This window comes from Nesterenkonia sp. K-15-9-6, assembly GCF_052656005.1.
This window is the reverse complement of sequence record NZ_JBQYEY010000022.1, coordinates 34,060-54,975: the sequence shown is the minus strand read 5'-3', so window position 1 is coordinate 54,975 and position 20,916 is coordinate 34,060. Positions and strand designations below refer to the sequence as shown.

Annotated in this window: 14 protein-coding genes; 6 read left to right on the top strand and 8 right to left on the bottom strand. The window is 69.6% G+C overall.

The genetic code is table 11. The annotated features are described in order from the left end of the window. Positions 1–242 precede the first annotated feature (242 nt). Both SD455_RS13060 and SD455_RS13055 read left to right on the top strand, forming a co-directional pair. Positions 243–1,925 (top strand): hypothetical protein, encoded by a 1,683-nt coding sequence (locus SD455_RS13060; protein WP_445508358.1) that lies wholly within the window; start codon positions 243–245, stop codon positions 1,923–1,925. 130 nt (positions 1,926–2,055) lie between these two features. Next, complete coding sequence (locus SD455_RS13055; RefSeq protein ID WP_070160424.1) at positions 2,056–2,769, top strand: hypothetical protein; 714 nt, start codon at positions 2,056–2,058, stop codon at positions 2,767–2,769. A 155-nt stretch (positions 2,770–2,924) separates the two neighbouring features. Here SD455_RS13055 and SD455_RS13050 read toward each other — a convergent pair whose 3' ends face one another. From SD455_RS13050 to SD455_RS13035, 4 genes are all read right to left on the bottom strand, one after another. Next, entirely contained in the window at positions 2,925–3,965 is a 1,041-nt protein-coding gene (locus tag SD455_RS13050; RefSeq protein WP_083277532.1) for an ABC transporter ATP-binding protein, read from the bottom strand. Then, a complete protein-coding gene (locus SD455_RS13045) occupies positions 3,962–4,912 on the bottom strand; it encodes an ABC transporter permease (protein ID WP_083277531.1) in 951 nt (316 codons plus the stop codon). Before SD455_RS13045 ends, SD455_RS13050 begins: the two co-directional genes overlap by 4 nt. Before the next feature lie 67 nt (positions 4,913–4,979). Beyond that, positions 4,980–7,121: an acyltransferase family protein gene (locus SD455_RS13040; protein ID WP_445508357.1), complete on the bottom strand. Its 2,142-nt coding sequence runs from the start codon at positions 7,119–7,121 to the stop codon at positions 4,980–4,982. Between the two features lie 135 nt (positions 7,122–7,256). Then, on the bottom strand, positions 7,257–8,384 hold the full coding sequence (locus SD455_RS13035) for an ATP-binding protein (protein WP_070160421.1): 1,128 nt from the start codon (positions 8,382–8,384) through the stop codon (positions 7,257–7,259). A gap of 158 nt (positions 8,385–8,542) precedes the next feature. Here SD455_RS13035 and wecB point away from each other — a divergent pair, with 158 nt between their 5' ends. From wecB to SD455_RS13020, 3 genes are all read left to right on the top strand, one after another. Further along, positions 8,543–9,691: a non-hydrolyzing UDP-N-acetylglucosamine 2-epimerase gene (wecB, locus tag SD455_RS13030; RefSeq protein ID WP_070160420.1), complete on the top strand. Its 1,149-nt coding sequence runs from the start codon at positions 8,543–8,545 to the stop codon at positions 9,689–9,691. Between the two features lie 98 nt (positions 9,692–9,789). Further along, complete coding sequence (gene smc / locus SD455_RS13025) at positions 9,790–13,359, top strand: chromosome segregation protein SMC (protein ID WP_445508356.1); 3,570 nt, start codon at positions 9,790–9,792, stop codon at positions 13,357–13,359. A gap of 38 nt (positions 13,360–13,397) precedes the next feature. After that, on the top strand, positions 13,398–14,954 hold the full coding sequence (locus tag SD455_RS13020; RefSeq protein WP_445508355.1) for an IclR family transcriptional regulator: 1,557 nt from the start codon (positions 13,398–13,400) through the stop codon (positions 14,952–14,954). 11 nt (positions 14,955–14,965) lie between these two features. Here the strand turns inward: SD455_RS13020 and SD455_RS13015 are convergent, their stop codons facing one another. Genes SD455_RS13015 through SD455_RS13005 form a run of 3 tightly spaced genes read right to left on the bottom strand, consistent with a single transcriptional unit; the run spans position 14,966 to position 17,995 of the window. Beyond that, the gene (locus SD455_RS13015) at positions 14,966–16,276 is read right to left on the bottom strand and encodes a 2-hydroxycarboxylate transporter family protein (protein WP_445508354.1); all 1,311 of its coding nucleotides are present in this window, start codon (positions 16,274–16,276) and stop codon (positions 14,966–14,968) included. A gap of 9 nt (positions 16,277–16,285) precedes the next feature. After that, positions 16,286–16,975 (bottom strand): methyltransferase, encoded by a 690-nt coding sequence (locus tag SD455_RS13010; protein WP_070160407.1) that lies wholly within the window; start codon positions 16,973–16,975, stop codon positions 16,286–16,288. A gap of 33 nt (positions 16,976–17,008) precedes the next feature. After that, positions 17,009–17,995, bottom strand: coding sequence for a hydroxyacid dehydrogenase (locus SD455_RS13005; protein WP_070160405.1), 987 nt, complete (start codon positions 17,993–17,995; stop codon positions 17,009–17,011). Positions 17,996–18,176: 181 nt separating this feature from the next. On the opposite strand from SD455_RS13005, the gene SD455_RS13000 reads away from it, so the two are divergent. Continuing rightward, positions 18,177–19,415, top strand: coding sequence for an MFS transporter (locus SD455_RS13000; RefSeq protein WP_445508353.1), 1,239 nt, complete (start codon positions 18,177–18,179; stop codon positions 19,413–19,415). Positions 19,416–19,516: 101 nt separating this feature from the next. On the opposite strand, the gene SD455_RS12995 is transcribed toward SD455_RS13000, so the two are convergent. After that, on the bottom strand, positions 19,517–20,782 hold the full coding sequence (locus SD455_RS12995; RefSeq protein WP_070160403.1) for an ammonium transporter: 1,266 nt from the start codon (positions 20,780–20,782) through the stop codon (positions 19,517–19,519). Between the last annotated feature and the right edge of the window lie 134 nt (positions 20,783–20,916).

The window sequence follows — 20,916 nt, the reverse complement described above, 5'->3', positions numbered from 1 at the left end:
GCGGGGGTCATGGCATGTGGGTGGGGCGCCCGGGGGGTTAAGCAACCCCGCCGGGCCCGGGACGACGCGTCGTCCCGGGCCCTGCGTGTTCCCGGAGCCGCATGCCGGGTGCCCAGCGGTGCTTACGTCACACAACCATCCCGTGGGCGCAAGGACCTGCGCGTGTCAGTGGTGGTCTATAGACTCATGTGCGATCGCTGAGAATCGCATGACGAGGGGGACGATCATTGATGAAGCCTGCGTTGAGAAAGTCTGCAGGGCAGACGAAGAAGAGGACTGATCTGCGCCGTCGTGTCGCCGGACTCGGAGCCGGGGCGGCGTCATTGGCCCTGGTGCTCTCCGGCTGCGGGGGTCTCACGGGCAGCGGCGGCCCGACCACCGAGGACGGGGACCCGCTCGAGAACGCCGCTGAGTTCCTCCAGCAGGCCTCCGCGGAATGGGAGGAGTCGCGCCCGACGCAGAACGTGGAGGTCAGTGAGGACGCCGGGTGCTTCTTCGTGCTGGGTGAGGACGAGGACGTGACGGGCGAGCTCGCCTGCGGAGGCGTGCGCACCAGCACGGCTCAGGAGGGTGAGGTCTGGGACATCGGAACCTTCGAGATCCGCCCGAACTCGGACAGTGAGATGGAGGCCCGTCTCCCGGAGGGATGGACCGCCGGTCTGGAGCGTGGACGGACCCGGCCGGAGGGTCCCGTGGTGGATGCCGACGGCGACGAGGCCCCCGACTCCATCGACGCCCTGGCGGCGCCGCCGATGCCGCAGACCGATTCGGGGTTCATCCTCAGTGGGGAGTCCCTGCCCGGTGACCTTGTGCAGCCAGGTGACGAGCAGGTCAGCCCGGGCGACGACGGCCTGGTCATGACTCCCGGGGGGCGCGTGACGATCACCTCTGTCGCGACGCTCGAGACCGTCCCGGTCGCCGGCGCCCCGACTCATGAGGAGGGTATGGAGGATCATCTCGACGGCGACACGGATGACGGCGACATCGGAGTCAGCCTGGACGGGGAGCCCCATGCTCCCGCGGACGGTGAGACCTTCGTGTTCGTCGAGTACGACTACCAGCCCACGGAGCGGCCCGGCGAGGACGAGACGTCCACAGCGGCGTTGGCGCTGAACGCCGGCGGTCAGCAGAGGACGCTGGCGGAGTTCGGCGAGGACGACGGCTGGAGCGGACCCAGCGAGCAGTCGGGAAGCTTCCTGGCCTCCGTCCCGGAGGACGACGCGCACCTGGTCGTCTCGTCGGCGGGCCGGGACCAGGTCGTGGACCTGCCGGAGGGCCAGCGCGAGGCGGACCCGGTGACCCGTGCCTACTACCGTGACGTGACCCAGCAGGACACGAACCACGAGTTCTCGATCGCCGACCAGCCCTTCGCGCTGGATGAGAGAGACTATGAGGCCTCGATGTATCTGAGCCTGCAGTCCGCCTGGCTCACGGCCTACTCGGAGGTCGGCGGCGCTGACGGCTGGGCGGAGGAGGACGAGGCCTGGCTGCTCCTGGAGTTCGACGCGATCCTGGACAGCGATGACTTCAACCCCCGATTCAAGGAGCTCACCCCCAGCCTGACGGTCACCGATGGGGCAGGAGAGACGTACTCCGCTTCGCGGACGATCGACATCGACACCCGCACCTGGAACTCGACCTATTGGATGGCGGTGGCGATGCCCGCCGACGTCACGGAGGTCACCCTGAGCCAGACTTTTGAGACACGGGTCGAGGATTGGGATGACAACATCGCCACCCTGACCTTGGAGACCGACTCCTCGACGGTGGATTTCCCGCAGTCGGAGCCGGAGGCGTCCGACGACGACTCCGACGACCCTGACGAGGACGATGACGCCGACGCTGAGGCCGACGACGCCGACGACTCCGACGCTGACGCCGACGAGGACTCCGACGCTGACGACGAGGCCGACGAGGACGAGTGACTCGCCGCCCGGCCGGTCCCTCGTGCTCGTCAGGGATCGGCCGAGGCGACGGGGATGAGCAGATGGCTGGCTGCCACCGGCGGCCGGCTGTGGACGACACACACCTATGAGGGGGAGGCCGATGGATACGATGACGACGAAGCGAGGGCGCGTGCTGCGCGCCGCAGGGGCGAGCGCGGTGCTCACGCTGGCGGTGACCGCCTGCGGGAACGACCTGCCGAGCGGGCCGATGGACGAGAACGAGCTGGAGACGGTCTTCCTGACCGGACGGGCGGTGCCCGAGGGGTGGGACCTGCAGGGCAGCCCGTCATCCCGGGACAGGTTCGGCGAGACCCTCGACGGCTTCGGTCCGCTCGACGGCCAGCTCGGTGACCCCTCGGAGGGCTGCGTCGAGGCACGAAGCGCCGGCGACGAGGAGCTGGCCGAGGCGGGGATGGTCGCCGGTGCCACCGCCACCTACGTCACGGACCAGGCGATGACCGAAGTGGAGGTCTTCTCCACCGAGGACGACGTCGAATTCGCCTCGCTGACGCATGACATGCTCGAGGCCTGCGAGAGCGAGATCGTCGAGGACCTGGGGCGCAGCACCGGACTGGACGGCGACGACTTCGAGGTGTCCTCTCCGGACACCTCTGGAGAGGGGATGCTGCTGGTCAACGATGGTGCTGACGGCGGCGTTGTGCTCCTGGTGATCGAGAGCTACGGCAACAACCACTTCACCGCCGTCGGCTTCTCCGCTGACCCGCGGGATGTCGAGACCCTGGAGGGGTTCATCGACGAGGCGCAGGAGCGCTTCGAGCAGGGCCCGGACGAGACCGCTTCGGAGGAGGAGTCCGAGGACTGATCACCGGCCGGGCCCGCGGCGGACGCTGACGGCCCCTGACCTGCAGGACACGAGTCCTCAGGTCAGGGGCCGTCAGCATGTCCGTCGGGCTGCTGCGGAGGTCGGCATGACTCCGGCCGGCCGGCGGCAGCGTCGGCTTCCCCCGCCGGAGTGCCTCAGCCGGCGCGCTTCGGGCGCGTGCCGGAGTCGAACTCCACCTGCACCTGGTCGAGCTGCATGAGGGTGCGCTCGTAGACGATCTGCGCCGAGCGCATCCGGTTCTGAGACTTGTGCTCGGTGTACTCCTGATACTGCTGGGTGACCCACTCCGGGTCGCCGTCGGCCAGGAGACGTCCCTGCTCGATCCACAGGACCCGAGAGCACATCTGCTTGATGGTTCCCAAGGAGTGCGACACCAGGAAGACGCAGCCGGCCTGCTGCCGGACTTCGTCGAGGCGGCGCTTCGTGCGCGCGCGGAACTGCGCATCACCGGTGTTCAGGGCCTCATCGATGATGAGGATGTCGGGGTCCACCGCTGTGGCGATCGCGAACTGAAGGCGGGAGGCCATGCCCGAGGAGTAGGACTTCAGCGGCAGGTTCAGCGAGTCCTCCAGCCCGGAGAGCTCCACGACCATGTCATACTTCTCCGCGGCCTCCTTGGGCGTCAGCCCCATGGCCAGGCAGCCCAGTTTGATGTTCTCCCGGCCGGAGAGCTGCTTCACCAGTGCCGCGTTGACGCCGAGCATGATCGGGGTGGAGGTCGCATAGATCTCCCCCGTGGTCGGGCGGATCTTCCCGGTCAGCAGCTTCATCAGGGTGGATTTGCCCGACCCGTTGGTGCCGATGACCCCGACGGATTCGCCCTGACGGACCACGAAGCTGAGGTCCTGGAGGGCCGGGACGTTCGCCCACCCGGAACCGGTGATCCGCCGCAGCTGCCGGGAGAACCGGCCGGTGGAGTTCAGGTACTCGGTGGAGGAGCGGATCCGGTAGATCATCGAGGCGTGGTCGACGGCGACGGCGATGTCCGAGGAGTCGAGGCGCTCGACCACGGGCGCGGAGTCCTCCTCCGCCCACGAGATCTCCTCGAAGAGCTGCTCATCCTCCAGAATGTCCAGCTCGCCGGTGGCGGTAGGGGCGGGAGCCTCCGTGGCCGGTGCTCCGGAGGACCGCCAGTTCACGCGTCGGGGCGTGTAGTTGCGCACCGGGGTGCTCATCGCTCCCTCCCGTACTTCTCCTCGCCGTGCCAGAACACGAGGAATCCGATGATGAAGATGCTTACCGAGGAGACGGTCAGCACGACCCAGCGATACGGGTCCGCCATCTCGCCGTAGAGCCACGTGGAGCGGATGATGTCCAGCACGCAGAACATGGGGTTGTGGTACATCACGAACTCGATGTACTCGCCTCCCGGCGACCCGGCGAAACGGTCCACGGTGAAGAACACGGCCGAGGTGTAGAACCAGATGCGCATGCCGAAGCTGATCATGTGCTTCACATCGGTGTAGGCCGAGACCGCGCGGGCCAGCAGCATGCCCAGACCCGTGCTGAGCAGGAAGTTCAGCGCCAGCACCGGGAAGATGAACAGCCACAGCCAGTCCACGCTGACCGGAGTCGGAGGAGTGTCCGCCAACGGGATGTCGCCGATGGTGATGACCAACAGGGCCATCACGATCAGCATGGGCACATTGGCGAAGAGCTCGCGGACGTTGATCGCGAACGGGAGGCTCGCCCGGGGGAAGTTGAAGGCTTGGACGACCGACTGGTTGCTGACCATGGAGCTGGCGCCGGAGGACACCGCCGAGGTGGTGTACCGGAACATGAACACGCCGATGATCAGGTAGCCGATGAAGTTGCTGATCCCGCGGGAGAGGTCCAGCAGCAGCCCGAACACCAGGAAGTAGGCCAGGCCGCTCAGGATCGGGTTGACCACCATCCAGACACGACCCATCGCGTCATTGGAGTTGGCGGTCTGCACCTTCGAATGGGAGTCGTAGATGATGAAGTGCCGGAACGCCCACAGCCGCTGGACGTAGTCCAGGAGCCGGGGGCGCGCGCCCACGCGGACCAAGGAGCTGCCATCCAGCTGCACCACGTGTCCGGCCTGGCGAGGCTCGTCCACGTGCGTCGGGGCGGCCGAGCGCTCTGCTGTCGGGGTGGCCATCACCACGTTCCTTCCAGGGGCGTCGTCGCGGGTCCGGCCATCCGCCGGGTCCGTTGTTGCGGGGCGTTCACAGGGAGTCTTCTTCCCGCGGAGCGCCAGCCATTGTATCAGCGGGGTCCTCGGCGCCCGGCGGTCGAACCGCCTGGGCCTCCGGCTCGAACAGATGCGGCATGACCTCGCGCACCCGCTCCTCGAGGTACGGAGCCGCCGTCTCCACGTATTCGTTCGTCAGGTGGTGGCTGTCCCGATAGACCACCACGTTGCCGATGACGGCCGCGCATCGACCCGCAGGGCAGAACAGATCCGTGAGGTCCACCGTGGAGGCTCCGGAGGGCAGTTCCAGCGTGCTCAGCGGGTCGACCTCCGCGAACTTGGAGCCGTCGGGGGCGCAGCTGTGGGCATCCCCGCCCGAGGCCAGACAGTCGGGGACGTCGTCGAGCTGGCGAGGCGTGCCGCGCATCAGCAGCAGCTCGGCACCGGCGTCGGTGATCTCCTGCCACCGTTCCGGGGCACCCTCGACGACGAACTCCTCTCCCGGTTCGCGGGGGATGCGGGTGCCGGGAGTCACCACGACGTCGGGTTCCCGGTCCGCGACCACCTCGGCGAAGCCGGCGTTCCACTGGGCGCACTGGTTGTCCTCGACGTCCTCGATATGACGGAACACGCACCCGCCCTTGGTGGCCACCAGGATCTCCCAGTCGTGCGTCTCGGCCAGCATGAGCCAGGCGTGCTGCCAGTGGCCCGCATGGGAGCCGCCCGCCAGCATGATCGTGGCCCGGGGGTCCTCCGGGGCGTCCAGGTCCTCACAGACCAGCACCTCAGAGGTCCCCGGCCGGTTCCCGGTGCGCTGATGGCAGTCCCGGGTCGCGTACTCGGGAACTCTGCGGCTCAGGCCCGTGAGCTCGGGGAAGGCCGGGACCTCGTCGAGCTCCGGAGTCCCGGCGACGGCGGCCGAGGAGCCGGACACCGAGGCTCCCGGGTAGAGCGCCCGGTCCATGCCCTGCATCGCCAGACCGTCCTCCTGCGGGGCCGTGGTCAGGTGGAGGTGGGCCGTCGTCGCCGCCGCTCCCAGGGACAGGGTCGTGGCGGCCAGCGCCAGGGTGACACGCTGGGACCGGGACGCGCCGCGACCTGCAGACGGCCCATGCGTGGGGTGCTGGCCCGGCGTGCTCCGGCCGAGTCGGGCCAGCGGCCGTTCGACCCAGCGGTGCGTGGCCCAGGCCGCCGTCAGGGAGAACGCGAGAACCGCCAGCGCCCCCGGCAGCCCCAGGGACTCCGCCCCGGTGGCCTCGAGGAAGAGGATCAGGGCCGGCCAGTGCCACAGATACAGCCCATAGCCCAGGTCGGCGACTCGGGCCAGCGGACGGGAGGACAGCAGCCGCAGCGGCGCAGGCTGTGCGATCGCGGAGGAGGAGCTCTGCGCCGCCGCGAGGATCAGGGCGAGCCCGAAGAGCGGCCACAGCGCCCACGGACCCGGGAACAGCGCGGCGCCGTCGAGGACGAACCCGCAGCTGACCACCAGCCCCAGTCCCGTCCAGGCGGCGGCGGAGCGGAACCGATCAGGCAGCCGGAACCGGACGGCCAGCAGTGCCATCAGCCCGCCCAAGGCCAGCTCCCAGGCACGGGTGCTGGAGGACAGATAGGCCTCAGCGGGGTCCACGTGCTGACGGTGCGCGGCCCACAGGAACGAGGCGATGAGCACACCAGCAGTGAGCACCCCCATCGTCGCGGCGGCCGAACGGCCCATACGGCGGGCGAGCAGCACCGCCGCCACGGCCACCAGCGGCCAGAGCAGATAGAACTGCCCCTGGACGGACAGGGACCAGAAGTGCTGGAACGGACTCGTCTCGGGCCCGGCCGCCTCATAGGAGAGCTGGGACCGGATGAGCTCCAGGTTCTCCAGCCACAGCAGCGAGGCGCGGGCTTCGGTGAGCAGCTGACCGTGGCGGGTGACCGGCAGGATGAGCAGTCCGGCCACCGTGGTCGTTGTGATCACGAGCGCGGCCGGGGCGAGGATGCGCCGCGCCAGGCGGCTCAGGTAGGGGCCGAGGGCGATGCGGCCCGTGCTCGCCGCCTCGCGCAGCAGCATGCCGGTGAACAGGAAGCCGGAGACGGCCAGGAAGATGTCGATGCCGCCGGAGACACGCCCGGCCCCGAACAGGTGGAAGAGCACCACGCCGAGGATGGCGAGGCCTCTGGTGCCCTCCAACGCAGGCAGCCGACGACGATCCGGAAGGCCCTGAGTCAGCGACGTCGTCGCCCCGCGGCCCGCAGCCGGGTCCTCGCAAGAGCCCGACGTGGATGGGGAGGGCGGAGATGCAGAAGGTCCCACGGGGCGCACGGGTCAGCGCCTCGCGCGCCGCATCATCTGTTCCACCACGGCGTTGGCCGGACGGCGCAGGCTCCCGTGCGAGGGATAGCGATGCAGAGAGATGTCAGCGTCGTCGGCGACGTCGACGACGACCGCGCCGTCGTCGCCGTCGAGGTCGGGGATGAGCAGGTCCACTCCGGCCGCGCGCAGCCCCGGCAGCGCCCACATCGCCTCCACGGCCAGCTCGGCATGGGCCTCGCGCAGCTCGGCCGTGATGTCCACGGTGATCCCGCCCTGCAGCGGATTCGACGTGCCGCTGACGTCACGGTGCTGCCCCCGGGGGAGCACCTCGGAGGCGCGGAGTCCGAGGTCGGCGAGGGCGTCGTCGTCGACCTCCGGCGGGTGCTTGGCCAGATGGGCGTTGCGGGCCCGGGCCGCCACGGCGTCGTCCACGAGGCGCCGCACCGTGGCGCGCCCGTCACCGACGATGAACAGCGGCAGCCGGGCGACGGCCGCCACTGTCTTCTCCCCGACCACGTAGGCGCGCACATCGATGCCGGTGGCCTGCTCCTCGACGAGCAGCGAGAGGCTCCGGTACAGCGGATTGGTCCGGGCGGCTCCGGCGTAGGCCCAGGCCGCGCGGAACTCCTCCTCGGTCCGGACTCCCCAGGAGACGCCGACGCCGGCTGACCCGGTGGCCGGTCTGATCACCACCGGCCCGTCGAGCTGCGCCCGGTGGGCCAGTGCTTCGTCCAGCTCGCGCACCCGGAATCCCCGGCCGTCCGGGGTGGGGACCTCCACGGCCTGCAGGTGCTGTTTGGCCAGCGGCCGGGAGCGGCAGGCACGCTTGGCCTGATCGCTCACCAGCGAATGCGTGCGGTGGTTGAGTCCGCCGATGACGTCTCCGTTGAGTGTGAAGGTCCGGAAGGCGTGCTGCACCTCATGCTTGGTGACCTTCTTGCGCCGAGCGGCGGCGAACATCTGCCGTGTGGCCGATGGGGCGCCCTCGAACTCGCGGGGGGCCGCCCAGTCCACGTCGGGGAGGCGCGTGATCAGGCGACGCGGCGGGGAGTCGGGGTCCCGGAAGGCCGCGGCGTGGCGTGCGCGCTGAAGTCGGCGTCCCTGGAGGGCCTCCCCGGAGAAGTCTGCTGAGCTGCTCATCGCCACCACAGTAGCGCAGGGCCGCGCCCGTCCCCGGCCCGGAGGGTCTCCGCCCGCGGGCGCGTCGCAGGGGATAGGCTGGAGTCGGCGACTCCGGCAGCGACGACGCCCACGAGCGAGCAGACGAGAATCACCATCAGAGGGGAAGCACACCGGCGATGAAGCGCATCATGCCGATCTACGGAACCCGGCCGGAGGCCATCAAGATGGCCCCGATCGTGAAGGCCCTGCAGGCCAGCGAGCACTTCGAGTGCCGGGTGACCGTCACCGGCCAGCATCGCGAGATGCTGGACCAGGTCAACGAGCTCTTCGGGATCGTCCCGGACCATGACTTGAACATCATCCAGCAGCGGCAGACCCTCAACGGGGTGCTCACCCGGACCGTCTCCGGCCTCGACGCCCTCTTCGCCGAGGACCGGCCGGACGCGGTGATCGTCCAGGGCGACACGACCACGACCACCGCCGGCGCCCTGGCGGCCTTCTATGTCGGCATCCCGGTGATCCACGCCGAGGCCGGCCTGCGGTCGTTCAACCTGTTCTCTCCGTTCCCGGAGGAGGCCAACAGGAAGATGACCTCGCAGATCACCTCGCTGCACCTGGCGCCGACCGGCCAGTCCCGCGCGAACCTGCTGCGGGAGGCCGTCGCGGAGGAGGACGTCGTGGTGACAGGAAACACGGTCATCGATGCGCTGCTGGAGGTCGCCCAGAAGCAGGTGCCGTTCTCCGACAGTCAGCTCGAGGATGCCGCCGCCTCCGGTCAGGAGGTCCTGCTGGTCACCACGCACCGGCGGGAGAACCAGGGCTCCGCCATGGAGGGTGTGGGCCGCGCGCTGGCCCGGCTCTCCGAGCGGTACCCGGAGAAGCTCATCGTGCTGCCGGCCCACCGCAACCCGGTGGTGCGTGAAGCCATCCTGCCGGCACTGGCCGGCCACGACAATGTCATCGTCACCGAGCCGCTGCCCTACGGGGAGTTCACGCGCCTGATGAGCCTGGCCACGGTGGTGCTCACCGACTCCGGCGGCGTTCAGGAGGAGGCTCCCAGCCTGGGCAAGCCGGTGCTGGTGATGCGCGAGAACACCGAGCGACCGGAAGCGGTCGACGCCGGCACGGTGCGGCTCATCGGAACAGATGAGGACCGTGTGGTGGACGAGGTGTCCACGCTCTTCGACGACGCCGCTGCCTACCGGGCGATGGCCAACGCCGTGAACCCCTACGGGGACGGCCAGGCGGCCGCCCGCACTGTCGCCGCCGTCGAGAAGCTCTTCGGACTCGGTGAGCGCATGCCGGACTTCGCCCCGCAGGGCTGAGCAGCCCGCGGCACGCGGCTGCCGAGAGCCGACTGTGTGACGGAGACGATGTGACCCAGACGATGTGACCCAGACGATGTGACGGAGGAGGACCGGGCGTGCACCTGAAGACGCTCACCATCCGGGGCTTCAAGTCCTTCGCCTCGGCCACCACCTTCGAGTTCGAACCTGGCGTGACCGCTGTGGTGGGACCCAACGGCTCCGGAAAGTCCAATGTGGTGGACGCGCTGGCCTGGGTGATGGGGGAGCAGGGGGCGAAGTCTCTGCGCGGGGGGTCCATGGAGGACGTCATCTTCGCCGGAACCGCCGAGCGGCAGCCTCTGGGACGGGCGTCGGTCAGCCTCACCATCGACAACTCCGACGGCGCGCTGCCCATCGAGTACACCGAGGTCACCATCAGCCGGACCATGTTCCGCACCGGCGGGTCCGAGTACACGATCAACGGTCAGAAGTGTCGGCTCCTGGACATCCAGGAGCTGCTCTCCGACTCGGGGCTGGGCCGCGAGATGCATGTCATCGTCGGCCAGGGCCAGCTGGACCAGATCCTCCACGCCACCCCGGAGCAGCGGCGCGGGTTCATCGAGGAGGCCGCCGGGGTGCTGAAGCACCGACGGCGTCGAGAGCGCACCGTGCGCAAGCTCGAGTCCATGCAGGGCAACCTGGACCGGCTCGAGGACCTGATCTCTGAGATCTCCCGTCAGCTCGCGCCGCTGGGCCGTCAGGCCAAGGTGGCCCGACGGGCGCAGCGCATCCAGCACGACGTGCGGGATGCTCTGTCCCGGCTCATCGCCGACGACCTCGTGCAGGCCGCCACCGCGCTCCATGAGTCCGGGCGCGGCGAGGAGGAGGACAGGGCGCTGGCGGAACGGCTCCGGGCCTCCCTGCAGGGCCAGGACGAGCAGATCACAGCATGGGACGAGCAGGCCCGTGCCCTGCGTCTGCGGGGGGAGAAGCTGCTGGCCGGACACCACCGGCTGGCCCAGGTGCAGGAGCGGCTGCGGTCGGTCGCCTCCGTCGCGGCCGAGCGGGCACGCAGTCTCTACGCCTCCGCCACGGTGGACACCTCCGGCCGCGACCCCGAGCAGCTGCGCGCCCAGGCCCAGCAGGTCACGCAGGAGGCCGAGACCGCCCAGGCCGAGGTGGACCAGGCCCGGAGCCGGCTCGAAGAGACCAGTGAGCGTCGCGCCGCGAGCGAGGACGCGCTGAAGACGGAGGAGACCCGCCTGACGGAGCAGCTGCGCGCCGTCGCCGACCGACGCGCGGGCCTGGCCACGCTGCGGGGCCGCGCAGATGCGGCCCAGGGGTGGATCGAGGCAGCAGAAGCGCGCCGCCGTCGAGCCGAGGAGCAGAGCGAGCAGGCTCGCCAGGCGCAGCAGCGTGCTCGAGCGGAGTTCTCCGACCTGGAACAGCGTGTCGCCGGCATCGAGACCGGTGAAGAGGGCCTCGACGCCGCCTATGAGACGGCTCAGAGCCGCTACGAGACCCTCCGGGCCCGTCACGACGAGCTGCAGGCCCAGCGGCGTCGTCTCGAGGCCGCCGTGAGCGAATATCGGGCCCGGCTCTCGGGACTCTCCGCGGCGCGGGCGCCGCGAGACGGTGCCGGCGCCCTGCGGCGGGAGCACGACGACGTCGAGCCGCTGGCAGACCGCCTCAGCGTCACCGGGGGCTGGGAGAAGGCGCTGGCCGCCTGCCTGGGGTCCCTGGACACGGCATTGGTGGTGGCCCACGCCGACCGGGCCGCTGAGGTCCTGGCGTGGCTGGCGGATCACGACGGCGGGCGCGCCCACCTCGTCCACCCGGTGGATCGCTCGGCGTCGCCTCCCGTTTCCGAGCCCGTGACCGCACCGCAGCTGCCTCCGGGCAGCGTGCCGGCCGCGGAGGCCATCACCGGGCCCGAGGACCTCTCCGTGCCGTTGGCGCATGCCCTCGGCGGCGTCGTGCTGTGCCCGGACCTGGAGGCGGCCCGGCAGTGCCTCGCCGTCGAAGGGGTGCACACCGCAGTGACGGCCTCCGGGGATGTGCTGCGTCTCGGAGAGCACATCGGCGGCACCGCACTGGAGAACTCCGATGTGGCCATCTCGGCTCAGATCACGGAGCTGACGCAGACCGCGGAGACCTCCGAGCGGGAGCTCGCGCAGGTGTCTGCCGAGGCGGACGCCCAGGCCTCCGAGGTCCGCGCCGCGGAGCTGGCGGTGGAGGAGAGCCTGGAGGCCCTGCACGCCAACGATGCCGAGATGACCGCCACCACGGAGCAGCTGGGACGGCTCAGCGCGGAGGTGTCTCGCGCCGAGGAGCGCATCGCCTCCGCACAGACGGAGATCCTCGAGGCCGGAGAAGCCCGGGATGAGGCCCAGGAGCAGCTCGACGAGGCGAGCGCCCGCCTGGCCGCAGCCGAGAGCGACGACATCGATGAGGACCCTTCCACCGCGGAGCGGGACCGCCTGGCGGAACTGGCGTCGACGCATCGTCGTGACGAGGTCGAGGCGCGACTGGCCCTTCGTGCCGCAGAGGAGCAGCTCAATCAGCTCCAGGAGCGTGCCGCCTCACTGCGCCGCAGCGCTCAGGCGGAGGAGTCCCGACGTGAGGAGGCTCGGCGCGTCGCGGAGGCTCGGAACCATCGGGCTCAGGAGGCCGAGGAGGTCCAGGCGGAGGCTGAAGAGGCCGTGGATCGGCTCGCCTCCGTGCTGGCGCGTGCCCAGGACGCCCACGACGAGGCTCAGCAGAGGCACCGCGAGGTCTCTACGGAGATCCAGCGCCTGCGCACCGCGCGCAGCGCCGAGGCTGAGCAGCTCGACACGGTCACTGCGCGTCTGCACCAGGCGGAGCTGACCCGTACGGAGCTGCGGCTCAGCCTGGAAGCCGCGGAGCAGCGGGGCCACGAGGAGCTCAGCCTCAGCCCCGAGTATCTGATCGAGAACTACGGCCCGGACCAGCCCGTGCCCGACCCGGAGGACGAGGAGGCGGAGCCGCGCCCCTACGACCGCGGGGAGCAGGAGGTCCGGCTGCAGCGTGCCCGCCGAGACCTGAAAGCGCTGGGCAAGGTGAACCCCCTCGCCCTGGAGGAGCACGCCGCCCTCGAGGAGCGGCACGCCTACCTGCAGGAGCAGCTTGCGGATCTGAAGGCCTCCCGGCAGGACCTGTTGGACATCATCTCAGACGTGGACCAGACCGTGGAGCAGGTGTTCACCCAAGCCTGGGGCGACACCAAGGAGCAGTTCGAGCGGGTCTTCGCTCGGTTGTTCCCCGGCGGGGAAGGGCGGCTGGAGCTGACCAACCCGGAGGACATGCTCAACACCGGCATCGAGGTCCACGCGCGTCCTCCGGGCAAGCGCATCCGTCGGCTCTCGCTGCTCTCCGGAGGGGAACGGTCCCTGACCGCAGTGGCCCTGCTGGTGGCGATCTTCAAGGCCCGCCCGAGTCCCTTCTACGTGATGGACGAGGTCGAAGCGGCGCTGGACGACACGAACCTCTCGCGTCTGCTGGTCATCTTCGAGGAGCTGCGGGAGTCGTCGCAGCTGATCGTCATCACGCACCAGAAGCGCACCATGGAGATCGCCGATGCCCTCTACGGGGTGTCCATGCGCCAGGACGGCTCCACCCGGGTGGTGTCCCAGCGGTTGGCCCGCGCCCAGGACACCGAGTCCGTGGCACTGCAGAACGCCACGTGACGGCCAGGTCAGCGGCCGGACCCGGCTAGGCTGAGACCATGGTTGTCGATCGTCATGTCCTCCCCGGTTCCTCGGATCCCACACGACGCCTGATGGTCATCCTGGACAGGCTCGTCTCGCGGTTCCCGGGCCAGGGCTGGGGCGTCAGGGAGCTGGCCGAGGAGATGGGCGCCAGCCGCACCACCGTCAACCGGGCACTTCAGGCGCTCGCCGACCTCTCCTTGGTGAGGGCCGAGGGTGGGGGGACCTACGCCGTCGGCCCTCGGCTGCGGGTGATCGCGGGCATGGCTCACCGCAGCCATGGCGTACTGCGAGAGGGCCCCGCGGTGCTGGCCGAGCTGACCCGGGACACGGGCGCGACTGCCATGGCCGTCATGCAGGGACCCCGCCCGACAGAGGCATTCGTGGCGGCCGTCCACCAGGCTCCTGGCGGGATCCAGTATCGCCTGGCTCCCGGTATGGGGCTCCCGCTTCACGCAGGGGCCGCGGGCCAGGCGATCCTCAGCGAGCTGGACCCGGCTGTGCTCGCCCAGATCGCCCCTGAACGGTTCACCGAGGCCACACACGTGGACGTCGCCGAGCTGAGGCAGATCCTGGATGAGGCCGGGGCGCGCGGGTATGTGACCAGCATCGGTCAGCACATCCCGCTGGCCGCCGGAGTGGCGGCTCCCTTCCGTACCCCGGACGGACAGATCGGGGCTGTCTCGGCCACACGTCCACGCACTGAGACCTCCACGACGGACCTCGAGGCGATCGCAGCCCAGGTGATCGCAGCCGCGCAGGCACTCGGATCCTCCGCCGTGACGACGCCGGTGGCGCCGTCCGCGGAGCCGCCGACACCGCGGGACGGCGCGTCTTCGGCGGCAGGCCGCGTGGAGCGGCTCATGACTCTCCTGGCGGCAGGCGCCCCCGGGCTGGGCTCTCCGACAGCGGCCGCCCGGTCTCTGCAGGCCCACTCCGCGACGGCCAAGAAGCTGCTCGCTTCAGCCGCAGACTATGGGCTCCTCCGGTACGCGGAGCCGTCGAACACTGCCGCGTGCGGATCCCTGCTGCTCCGGTGGGCCGCACAGCTGGGACCCCGACCCGGGCTCGGAGACCTGCTCCGCCCCCGTCTCCGCGAGTTGTCCCAGGCCACCGGCGAGACCACGGCGCTGGTGGTCCTCGCCCCGGAGGAGCGGACCGCCACCATCGCTGAGGTCGTGGACGGTCCGAATCCCGTCCGTTACGGGGTCGTCACGGGTGCTGAGGTCCCGCTGCACGCCGGAGCCTCGGGCAAGGCGCTGCTGGCCCACCTGCCGACGAGTACGGCGGAACAGCTGGATCTGCCGCGCCTGGCACCTGGCACATTGGTCACGCGCGATGCCCTCAGAGAGGATCTGGCCGCGATCCGCGAGCGGGGATGGGCCGTGGGGGAGGGCGAGCGCTTCTCCGACGCCTTCGGCTTGGCCGCCCCCGTGTTCGAGGGGGGCTCCGTGGTGGCGTCGATCGCGATCACGATCCCGCGGTTCCGGAAGGACCAGGTCGACGTCGACACGTTGGTCTCAACGCTGCGTCGCACCGCCACGGAGGCCTCCGTCCTGATCAGCGTCGGGTGACGCCGTCAGCCTCAGAGGAGGGACCCGGCGAACAGAGACGCCGTGATCAGGACGATGGTCCCGCCGACGCGTGAGGCGATGGCGGCATAGGGCATCAGATGCAGTCGGCCAGCTGTGCTCAGGGTGATCACGTCGCCGCCGGCTCCCATGTTGGCGGTGCACAGACCGGCCGTCAGGGACGCCTCGAGGAAGTGCATCTTCATCAGGTATCCCACGCCTCCGGCCACCACGGCGATCACGACCACGGTCCCGGTGATGACGACGAGGTACGCGGGCTCCTTCACGACCTCGATGACCTGGGCGAAGTCGACCACGGCGACGCTGACGGCCACCAGGACGGCCGGGGTGACGTACTTCAGGGTGATGTCGAACCACTCCACGGCGCCGTGCTGCACGTAGTCCGGGCAACGCCCGCTGAGCTTGAAGACGACCGCCAGGATGCAGATCCAGGCGAAGTAGTGCAGTCCCGGGGTGAGCGTGGAGTGGATGACCACGCTGACGATGTAGATCGTTCCGGTGATCATCAGACGTGTCAGGACGGATCCCGCACTCGTGGCGGGGCGAGAGTCCTCCTGCTCGAGGGCGCCGTCCCCACCGCGCATGATCGTGCCCTGGCCGTTGAAGCCTCGGAAGGGACGGTCGGGCTTCTTGGCCAGCCAGTTGTAGAGGACAGCGATCATCACGGCGACGAAGTTCGCAAAGATCACGGCGGGGATCATCACGGCGAGGAAGTCGCCCGCCGGCGACCCCGTGGCGTCGCTGTAGATCTCCGCCATCGGGATCGCGCTGGATCCGGTCCCGGCGCCGGCGATGGCGAGACCGACGTTCAGGATCCCGGTCATGAGGCCGAGCCCGAGCACCCAGGCCAGGAAGCCGGCCGTGGCGATGCCGGCAGCGATCGCCGAGAGCAGGGGCACGAGGAACCTGAGGATGGACTTCTTCAGCACGTCGGCGCTGAGCCCCAGGATGCTGCCGACCATGAGGGTGGCGATGAAGAGGTCGAGCACCTGGTAGCCGGAGAGGAAATTCCCGAGCATCGTCCCCAGGGTCTCCGGGATGAGCCCGAAGTGGTTGAGGATCGAGGGGACCAGGATGGTGAACAGGGTCGGGGCGCCGAGGGTGCGCAGCACCCGGGATTGGCGGCCGAGCCACATCAGGACCATGCCGACCAGGGTCGCGAAGACTGCCCCCGGCAGGATGCCGTCCTCGGGGAGGACCCCGGTGAGGGCGGCCAGGACGAACGCTGCGGCACTGATCAGGAAGAGCGGCCAGGACAGGCCGGCCACCTTCGGTGCGGCGGTGGTCTGGGTCTCGGTGGTCATGGTGGGCACCTACTGTCGGTCGAGGGGTGTGGGGCCGGCCGTCGAGGCGAGCGTGGCCGTGGCATCGAGCCGGACGGCCTCCCGGATCCGCTCCTCGGCGGCGTGGATCTGGGGGAGTCGCTCCAGGGCGTGGTCCACCTGGTCCGCGGGGATGACGGCGACGCCGTCGGCGTCGGCGACGATGATGTCCCCCGTGGCGATGGACACGCCCCCGACGGCGACCGGTCGACCCACGGCGCCGGGACCATGTTTGAAGGGTCCAGCCGGTGTGGTGGCGCGGGCGTAGATGTGCAGGCCCTGCTCGCCGAGGGCCGCGGCGTCGCGCACAGCACCGTCGACGACAGCACCGATGACGCCGGTGGCCAGCATGATCTCCCCGATGAGATCGCCGATCACGGCTCGACTGATGTCGCCCTGACCATTGATGACGAGGATGTCCCCGGGGCGGGCGACGTCCAGGGCCATGTGGATCGCCAGATTGTCTCCGGCGCGGGTATGGACGGTGAGGGCTCGTCCGACGACGGTGTCGGTGGACGAGGTCAGGCTCCGGATCTCCCCGTCGAGGACCAGCATGCGCTGGAAGACGTCGCCCACATGGGCCGCGGGGACGCCACGGAGCCTGTCCGCGGGTGCTGGGGAGGCTGCGTGCTCCGGGAGGTCCACCGTGACGGAGGACGTGTCAGGGACTGAGATGTACATGGTCGGTGACTCCTGGGTCGTGGGGATGCGGTATCAGGATGAGGTCTGCAGCGCGGGACCGACGATGACATGGTCGGGGGTCTCCCCGGCCAGCGCCTGGTTGATGCAGGTGATCGCGATCTCGGCGACCGCGTCGAGGGACTCGAGCGTCTGTCCACCGATGTGCGGGGTCAGGATCAGGTTCTCCGTCGCGGCGACGTCGAGCCGAGTGTGGGAGAGCGGATCCGTCGCGTCGACGGCCTCGTGGTGGATCACGTCGAGCGCCGCTCCGCGGAGGCGCTTCTCCTGGAGGGCGCTCTGCAGGGCGTCCTCATCGATGAGGCCGCCCCTCGAGGTGTTGACGACCAGAGCGCTGGGCTTCAGTCGTGCCAGCTCGTCGGCCCCCAGGATCCCGGCGGTGCCGGAGGTCAGGGGGAGATGCAGGGAGAGCAGGTCGGCCTGCTCCAGCAGCTCGGGAAGCTCCACTCGGCGAACCTGCAGCTCCGCGGCGGTGTCCTCGTCCAAGGCGGGGTCGGCGGCGATGACGTGCATGCCGAATCCTCTGCCGATCTGGGCCACCATCCTGCCGATGTGCCCGAATCCGAGCAGACCGAGGACCTTGCTGTGGAGTTCGAGTCCCGTCAGCGTCTGCTTGCCGGCGCCCCAGCGCCCGTGCCGGATGCGTCGGTCAGCCTCCGGCACATGCCGTGCCAGCGCGAGGGCGAGCGCGAAGACATGCTCGGCCACCGCGCGACTGTTGCCGCCGGGGGTGACGGTGATCCAGATGCCCTGCTCCTGCGCCGCCTCGAGGTCGACGTTGTTGGTGCCGACGCCGTGGCGGGCGATGATCGTCAGCCGGGGAGACGCCTCGATCATCCCTCGGTCGAACTGTTCGCCCCGCAGCAGGACGGCCTCGACTGAATCGGCGACGTCGAGGTAGTCGCACCGGTCCGGGCCGAAGCCGACATGGACGGTGTGGCTGCGGTGGAGACGTTCCAGATGGGCGGGGTCGATGGGATCCGACACGTAGATGACAGCCACGGGCCGCTCCTTTCGTCGAGGGTGGGAAAAACGACCGGGAACTCAAAAAATGGGACAGTGTCCTACTTTGTGTCGACATCGTAGCACGAGACGTGGTGGAGGTCACAGGGCTCGAAGCAGGGTGCGGCGCGCCGAGGAACAAGCGGAGCCCGGCGGGCGTTGACGACGAGATGTGAGCGACATGCCTGAGAAGCCTGCTGTCCAGAGTCCACCGATCCCCAACGAACTGCGCGTGCTGATCGTCGCGGCCTTCGTGGTGGCGATCGGATTCGGCATCGTGGCGCCGATCCTGCCGCAGTATGCCGCCGACTTCGGCGTGTCCGCGTTCGCCGTCTCCGCAGTGGTCTCGGCCTTCGGGCTCTTCCGTCTGGTCTTCGCTCCGGCCTCCGGCAGGCTCACGCAGGCGTTGGGGGAGACCCCGGTCTATGTGGTGGGCCTGCTGATCGTGGCGGCCTCGATGATCGCCACGGCCTTCGCCCCCACCTATGAGCTGCTGTTGGCGTTCCGCGCCGTCGGAGGAATCGGTTCCACGTTCTTCACGGTCTCGGCGATGACCTTCCTGGCCAGGAAGTCACCGCCGAGCGTCCGCGGCAAGATCTCCGGCGCCTACGCCTCGGCCTTCCTCATCGGCAATGTGGCGGGGCCCCTGGTGGGCTCTGGGCTGCTCGTCTTCGGGCCGCATGTCCCGTTCCTGGTCTACGGGGGCGCACTGGTGATCGCAGCGCTGATCGTGTTCGTGATGCTGCGGGGCTCGCGTCTGGAGGATCGCGGCCGCCGGGACGCGCGCGAACGGGCGACTCTGAAGGAGGCGTGGTCCGTGCCGGGGTATCGGGCGGCGCTCACGGCAGGGTTCGCCAACGGGTGGGCCACCTTCGGTCTGCGCAACTCCCTGGTTCCGCTCTTCGCCGCCACGGCGTTCGCCGGGTCCGGGTTCGTCATCGACTCCTCCCAGCTCGCCGGTGTGGCGCTGGCGACCTTCGCCGCCGGCAATGTGGCCGCCGTGCTGCTGTTCTCCCGCCGCACCGACCGCTTCGGGCGCAGGCCTCCCATCATCCTGGGGCTGGTCATCACCGCCTGCGCCACCGGCGTGCTGGGGCTGGCGCCGGAGCCCTGGGTGCTGCTCGCCCTCAGTCTCGTGGCCGGCGTCGGCACGGGGCTGGTCAATCCGGCCCAGCAGGCGGCCATCGCCGACGTCGTGGGCGAGGGGCGCAACGGTGGGCCTGTGGTCTCGACCTTCCAGATGACGCAGGACTTCGGCGCCATCATCGGCCCGCTGCTCGCCGGGCTGATCGTGGACCACTTCGGCTATGCGTGGGCCTTCGGGCTCACCGGGGTGATCCTCATGGTCGGGGCGCTGGCCTGGACACGCGCACCGGAGACCCTCGACCACAGCGGTCGACCTGCCGCCGCCCGCACCTGAGACCAGACCACACTGGACACACGAGGACGGGCCGGGCGGAGCGCGATGCGCATCCACCCGGCCCGTCCTGATCTGGGCGAGTGATCGGTCAGATCAGGCTGTCACTCCCGGGCACCGGCCCCGGCAGGGACGGCGTCGTGGGAGTACGCCTCGGTGTGGTGGGCGACGGCGTCGATGCCGCCCTGCTCGACCTCGGCCTCCACCCGGAAGCCCATGGTCTTGTGGATCAGCGTGGCGATGATGTAAGTGGCCACGAAGGTGAACACCAGGGTCACCAGGCAGGCGACGATCTGGGCCCACAGCAGGGAGAAGTCGCCGTTGAGGAAGAGGCTGCCGCGGCCGTCGGCGATGAGCTCCTCGCGGCCGAACAGTCCGATGGCCAGCGTGCCCCAGAGGCCGGCGACCAGGTGCAGGCCGACGACGTCGAGCGTGTCGTCGAACTTGCCGTACTTGAACTCCACGGCGAAGCAGCAGACCGCACCAGCGACCAGGCCGATGACGATGGCGCCCAGCGGCGAGACGAAGGCCACCGCGGGAGTGATGGCGACCAGTCCGGCCACGATGCCCGAGGCGGCGCCGACCGGAGTCGGCTTCTTGCCGCGGGCCCACTCGGTGAGCAGCCAGGCCACCAGGGCGGCGGCCGGAGCGAGCAGCGTGTTGATCCAGTTCAGCGATGCCTCTTCGACGCTGCCGGCCTCACCGATGTTGAAGCCGAACCAGCCGAACCACAAGATCGAGGCACCCAGCAGGACGAAGGGGACGTTGTGCGGCTTGTTCGGGGCGAAGTTGCGGCGCGGGCCGATGACCAGCACCAGAGCCAGGGCGGCGACGCCGGCACACATGTGCACCACGAGCCCGCCGGCGAAGTCCACGGCCTCACCGACGGTGTCACCGATGAATCCGCCCTCGACGAGCAGGCCGCCGTCGCCCCAGACCCAGAAGGCCAGCGGAGCGTAGACCAGCGTGATCCAGATGGGCACGAACACCATCCAGCCGGCGAACTTGGCACGGTCGGCGACCGCACCGGAGATCAGCGCGCAGGTGATGATGGCGAAGGTGGCGCCGAAGCCGACCCACACCAGAGAGTCTCCGCCTTCAGCCAGGGACTCGTAGAGCACGAAGTCAGAGGTGGGGTTGCCGAACAGGCCGCCCGCCACCGGGTCAGCCCCGGCGATGGCGTTGCCCCACAGCGCCCAGGTCAGGGCGACGAGGCCCATCGCGGCGAAGCTCATCATCATCATGTTGACTGCCGAGCGGGTCTGTGACAGCCCGCCGTAGAAGAGCGCGAGGCCCGGCGTCATGAACAGCACGAGCGCACCGGCGACGACCACCCAGATCGCTCCCACGTCTTCGATCACGATTTCCATGTGTCCCTCCAGGAAACAAGTACTCACCGATGTCTTTCACCGATGCGAGCTGATCTCCATGGTTCTCGGTCCGTGTTTCACCGACCGCGCCCTGATGTTTCGGTGACGTAAAAACTCCCGCTCCTGCCCCGGAA

What these genes read in the sequence shown, in the direction of transcription:
- SD455_RS13055 (WP_070160424.1), top strand. Translation starts at nt 2,056, where the DNA reads ATGACGACGAAGCGAGGGCGCGTGCTGCGCGCCGCAGGGGCGAGCGCG.
- SD455_RS13035 (WP_070160421.1), bottom strand. Translation starts at nt 8,384, where the DNA reads ATGAGCAGCTCAGCAGACTTCTCCGGGGAGGCCCTCCAGGGACGCCGA.
- SD455_RS13050 (WP_083277532.1), bottom strand. Translation starts at nt 3,965, where the DNA reads ATGAGCACCCCGGTGCGCAACTACACGCCCCGACGCGTGAACTGGCGG.
- SD455_RS13000 (WP_445508353.1), top strand. Translation starts at nt 18,177, where the DNA reads ATGCCTGAGAAGCCTGCTGTCCAGAGTCCACCGATCCCCAACGAACTG.
- SD455_RS13045 (WP_083277531.1), bottom strand. Translation starts at nt 4,912, where the DNA reads ATGGCCACCCCGACAGCAGAGCGCTCGGCCGCCCCGACGCACGTGGAC.
- SD455_RS12995 (WP_070160403.1), bottom strand. Translation starts at nt 20,782, where the DNA reads ATGGAAATCGTGATCGAAGACGTGGGAGCGATCTGGGTGGTCGTCGCC.
- SD455_RS13010 (WP_070160407.1), bottom strand. Translation starts at nt 16,975, where the DNA reads ATGTACATCTCAGTCCCTGACACGTCCTCCGTCACGGTGGACCTCCCG.
- SD455_RS13015 (WP_445508354.1), bottom strand. Translation starts at nt 16,276, where the DNA reads ATGACCACCGAGACCCAGACCACCGCCGCACCGAAGGTGGCCGGCCTG.
- SD455_RS13020 (WP_445508355.1), top strand. Translation starts at nt 13,398, where the DNA reads ATGGTTGTCGATCGTCATGTCCTCCCCGGTTCCTCGGATCCCACACGA.
- wecB (WP_070160420.1), top strand. Translation starts at nt 8,543, where the DNA reads ATGAAGCGCATCATGCCGATCTACGGAACCCGGCCGGAGGCCATCAAG.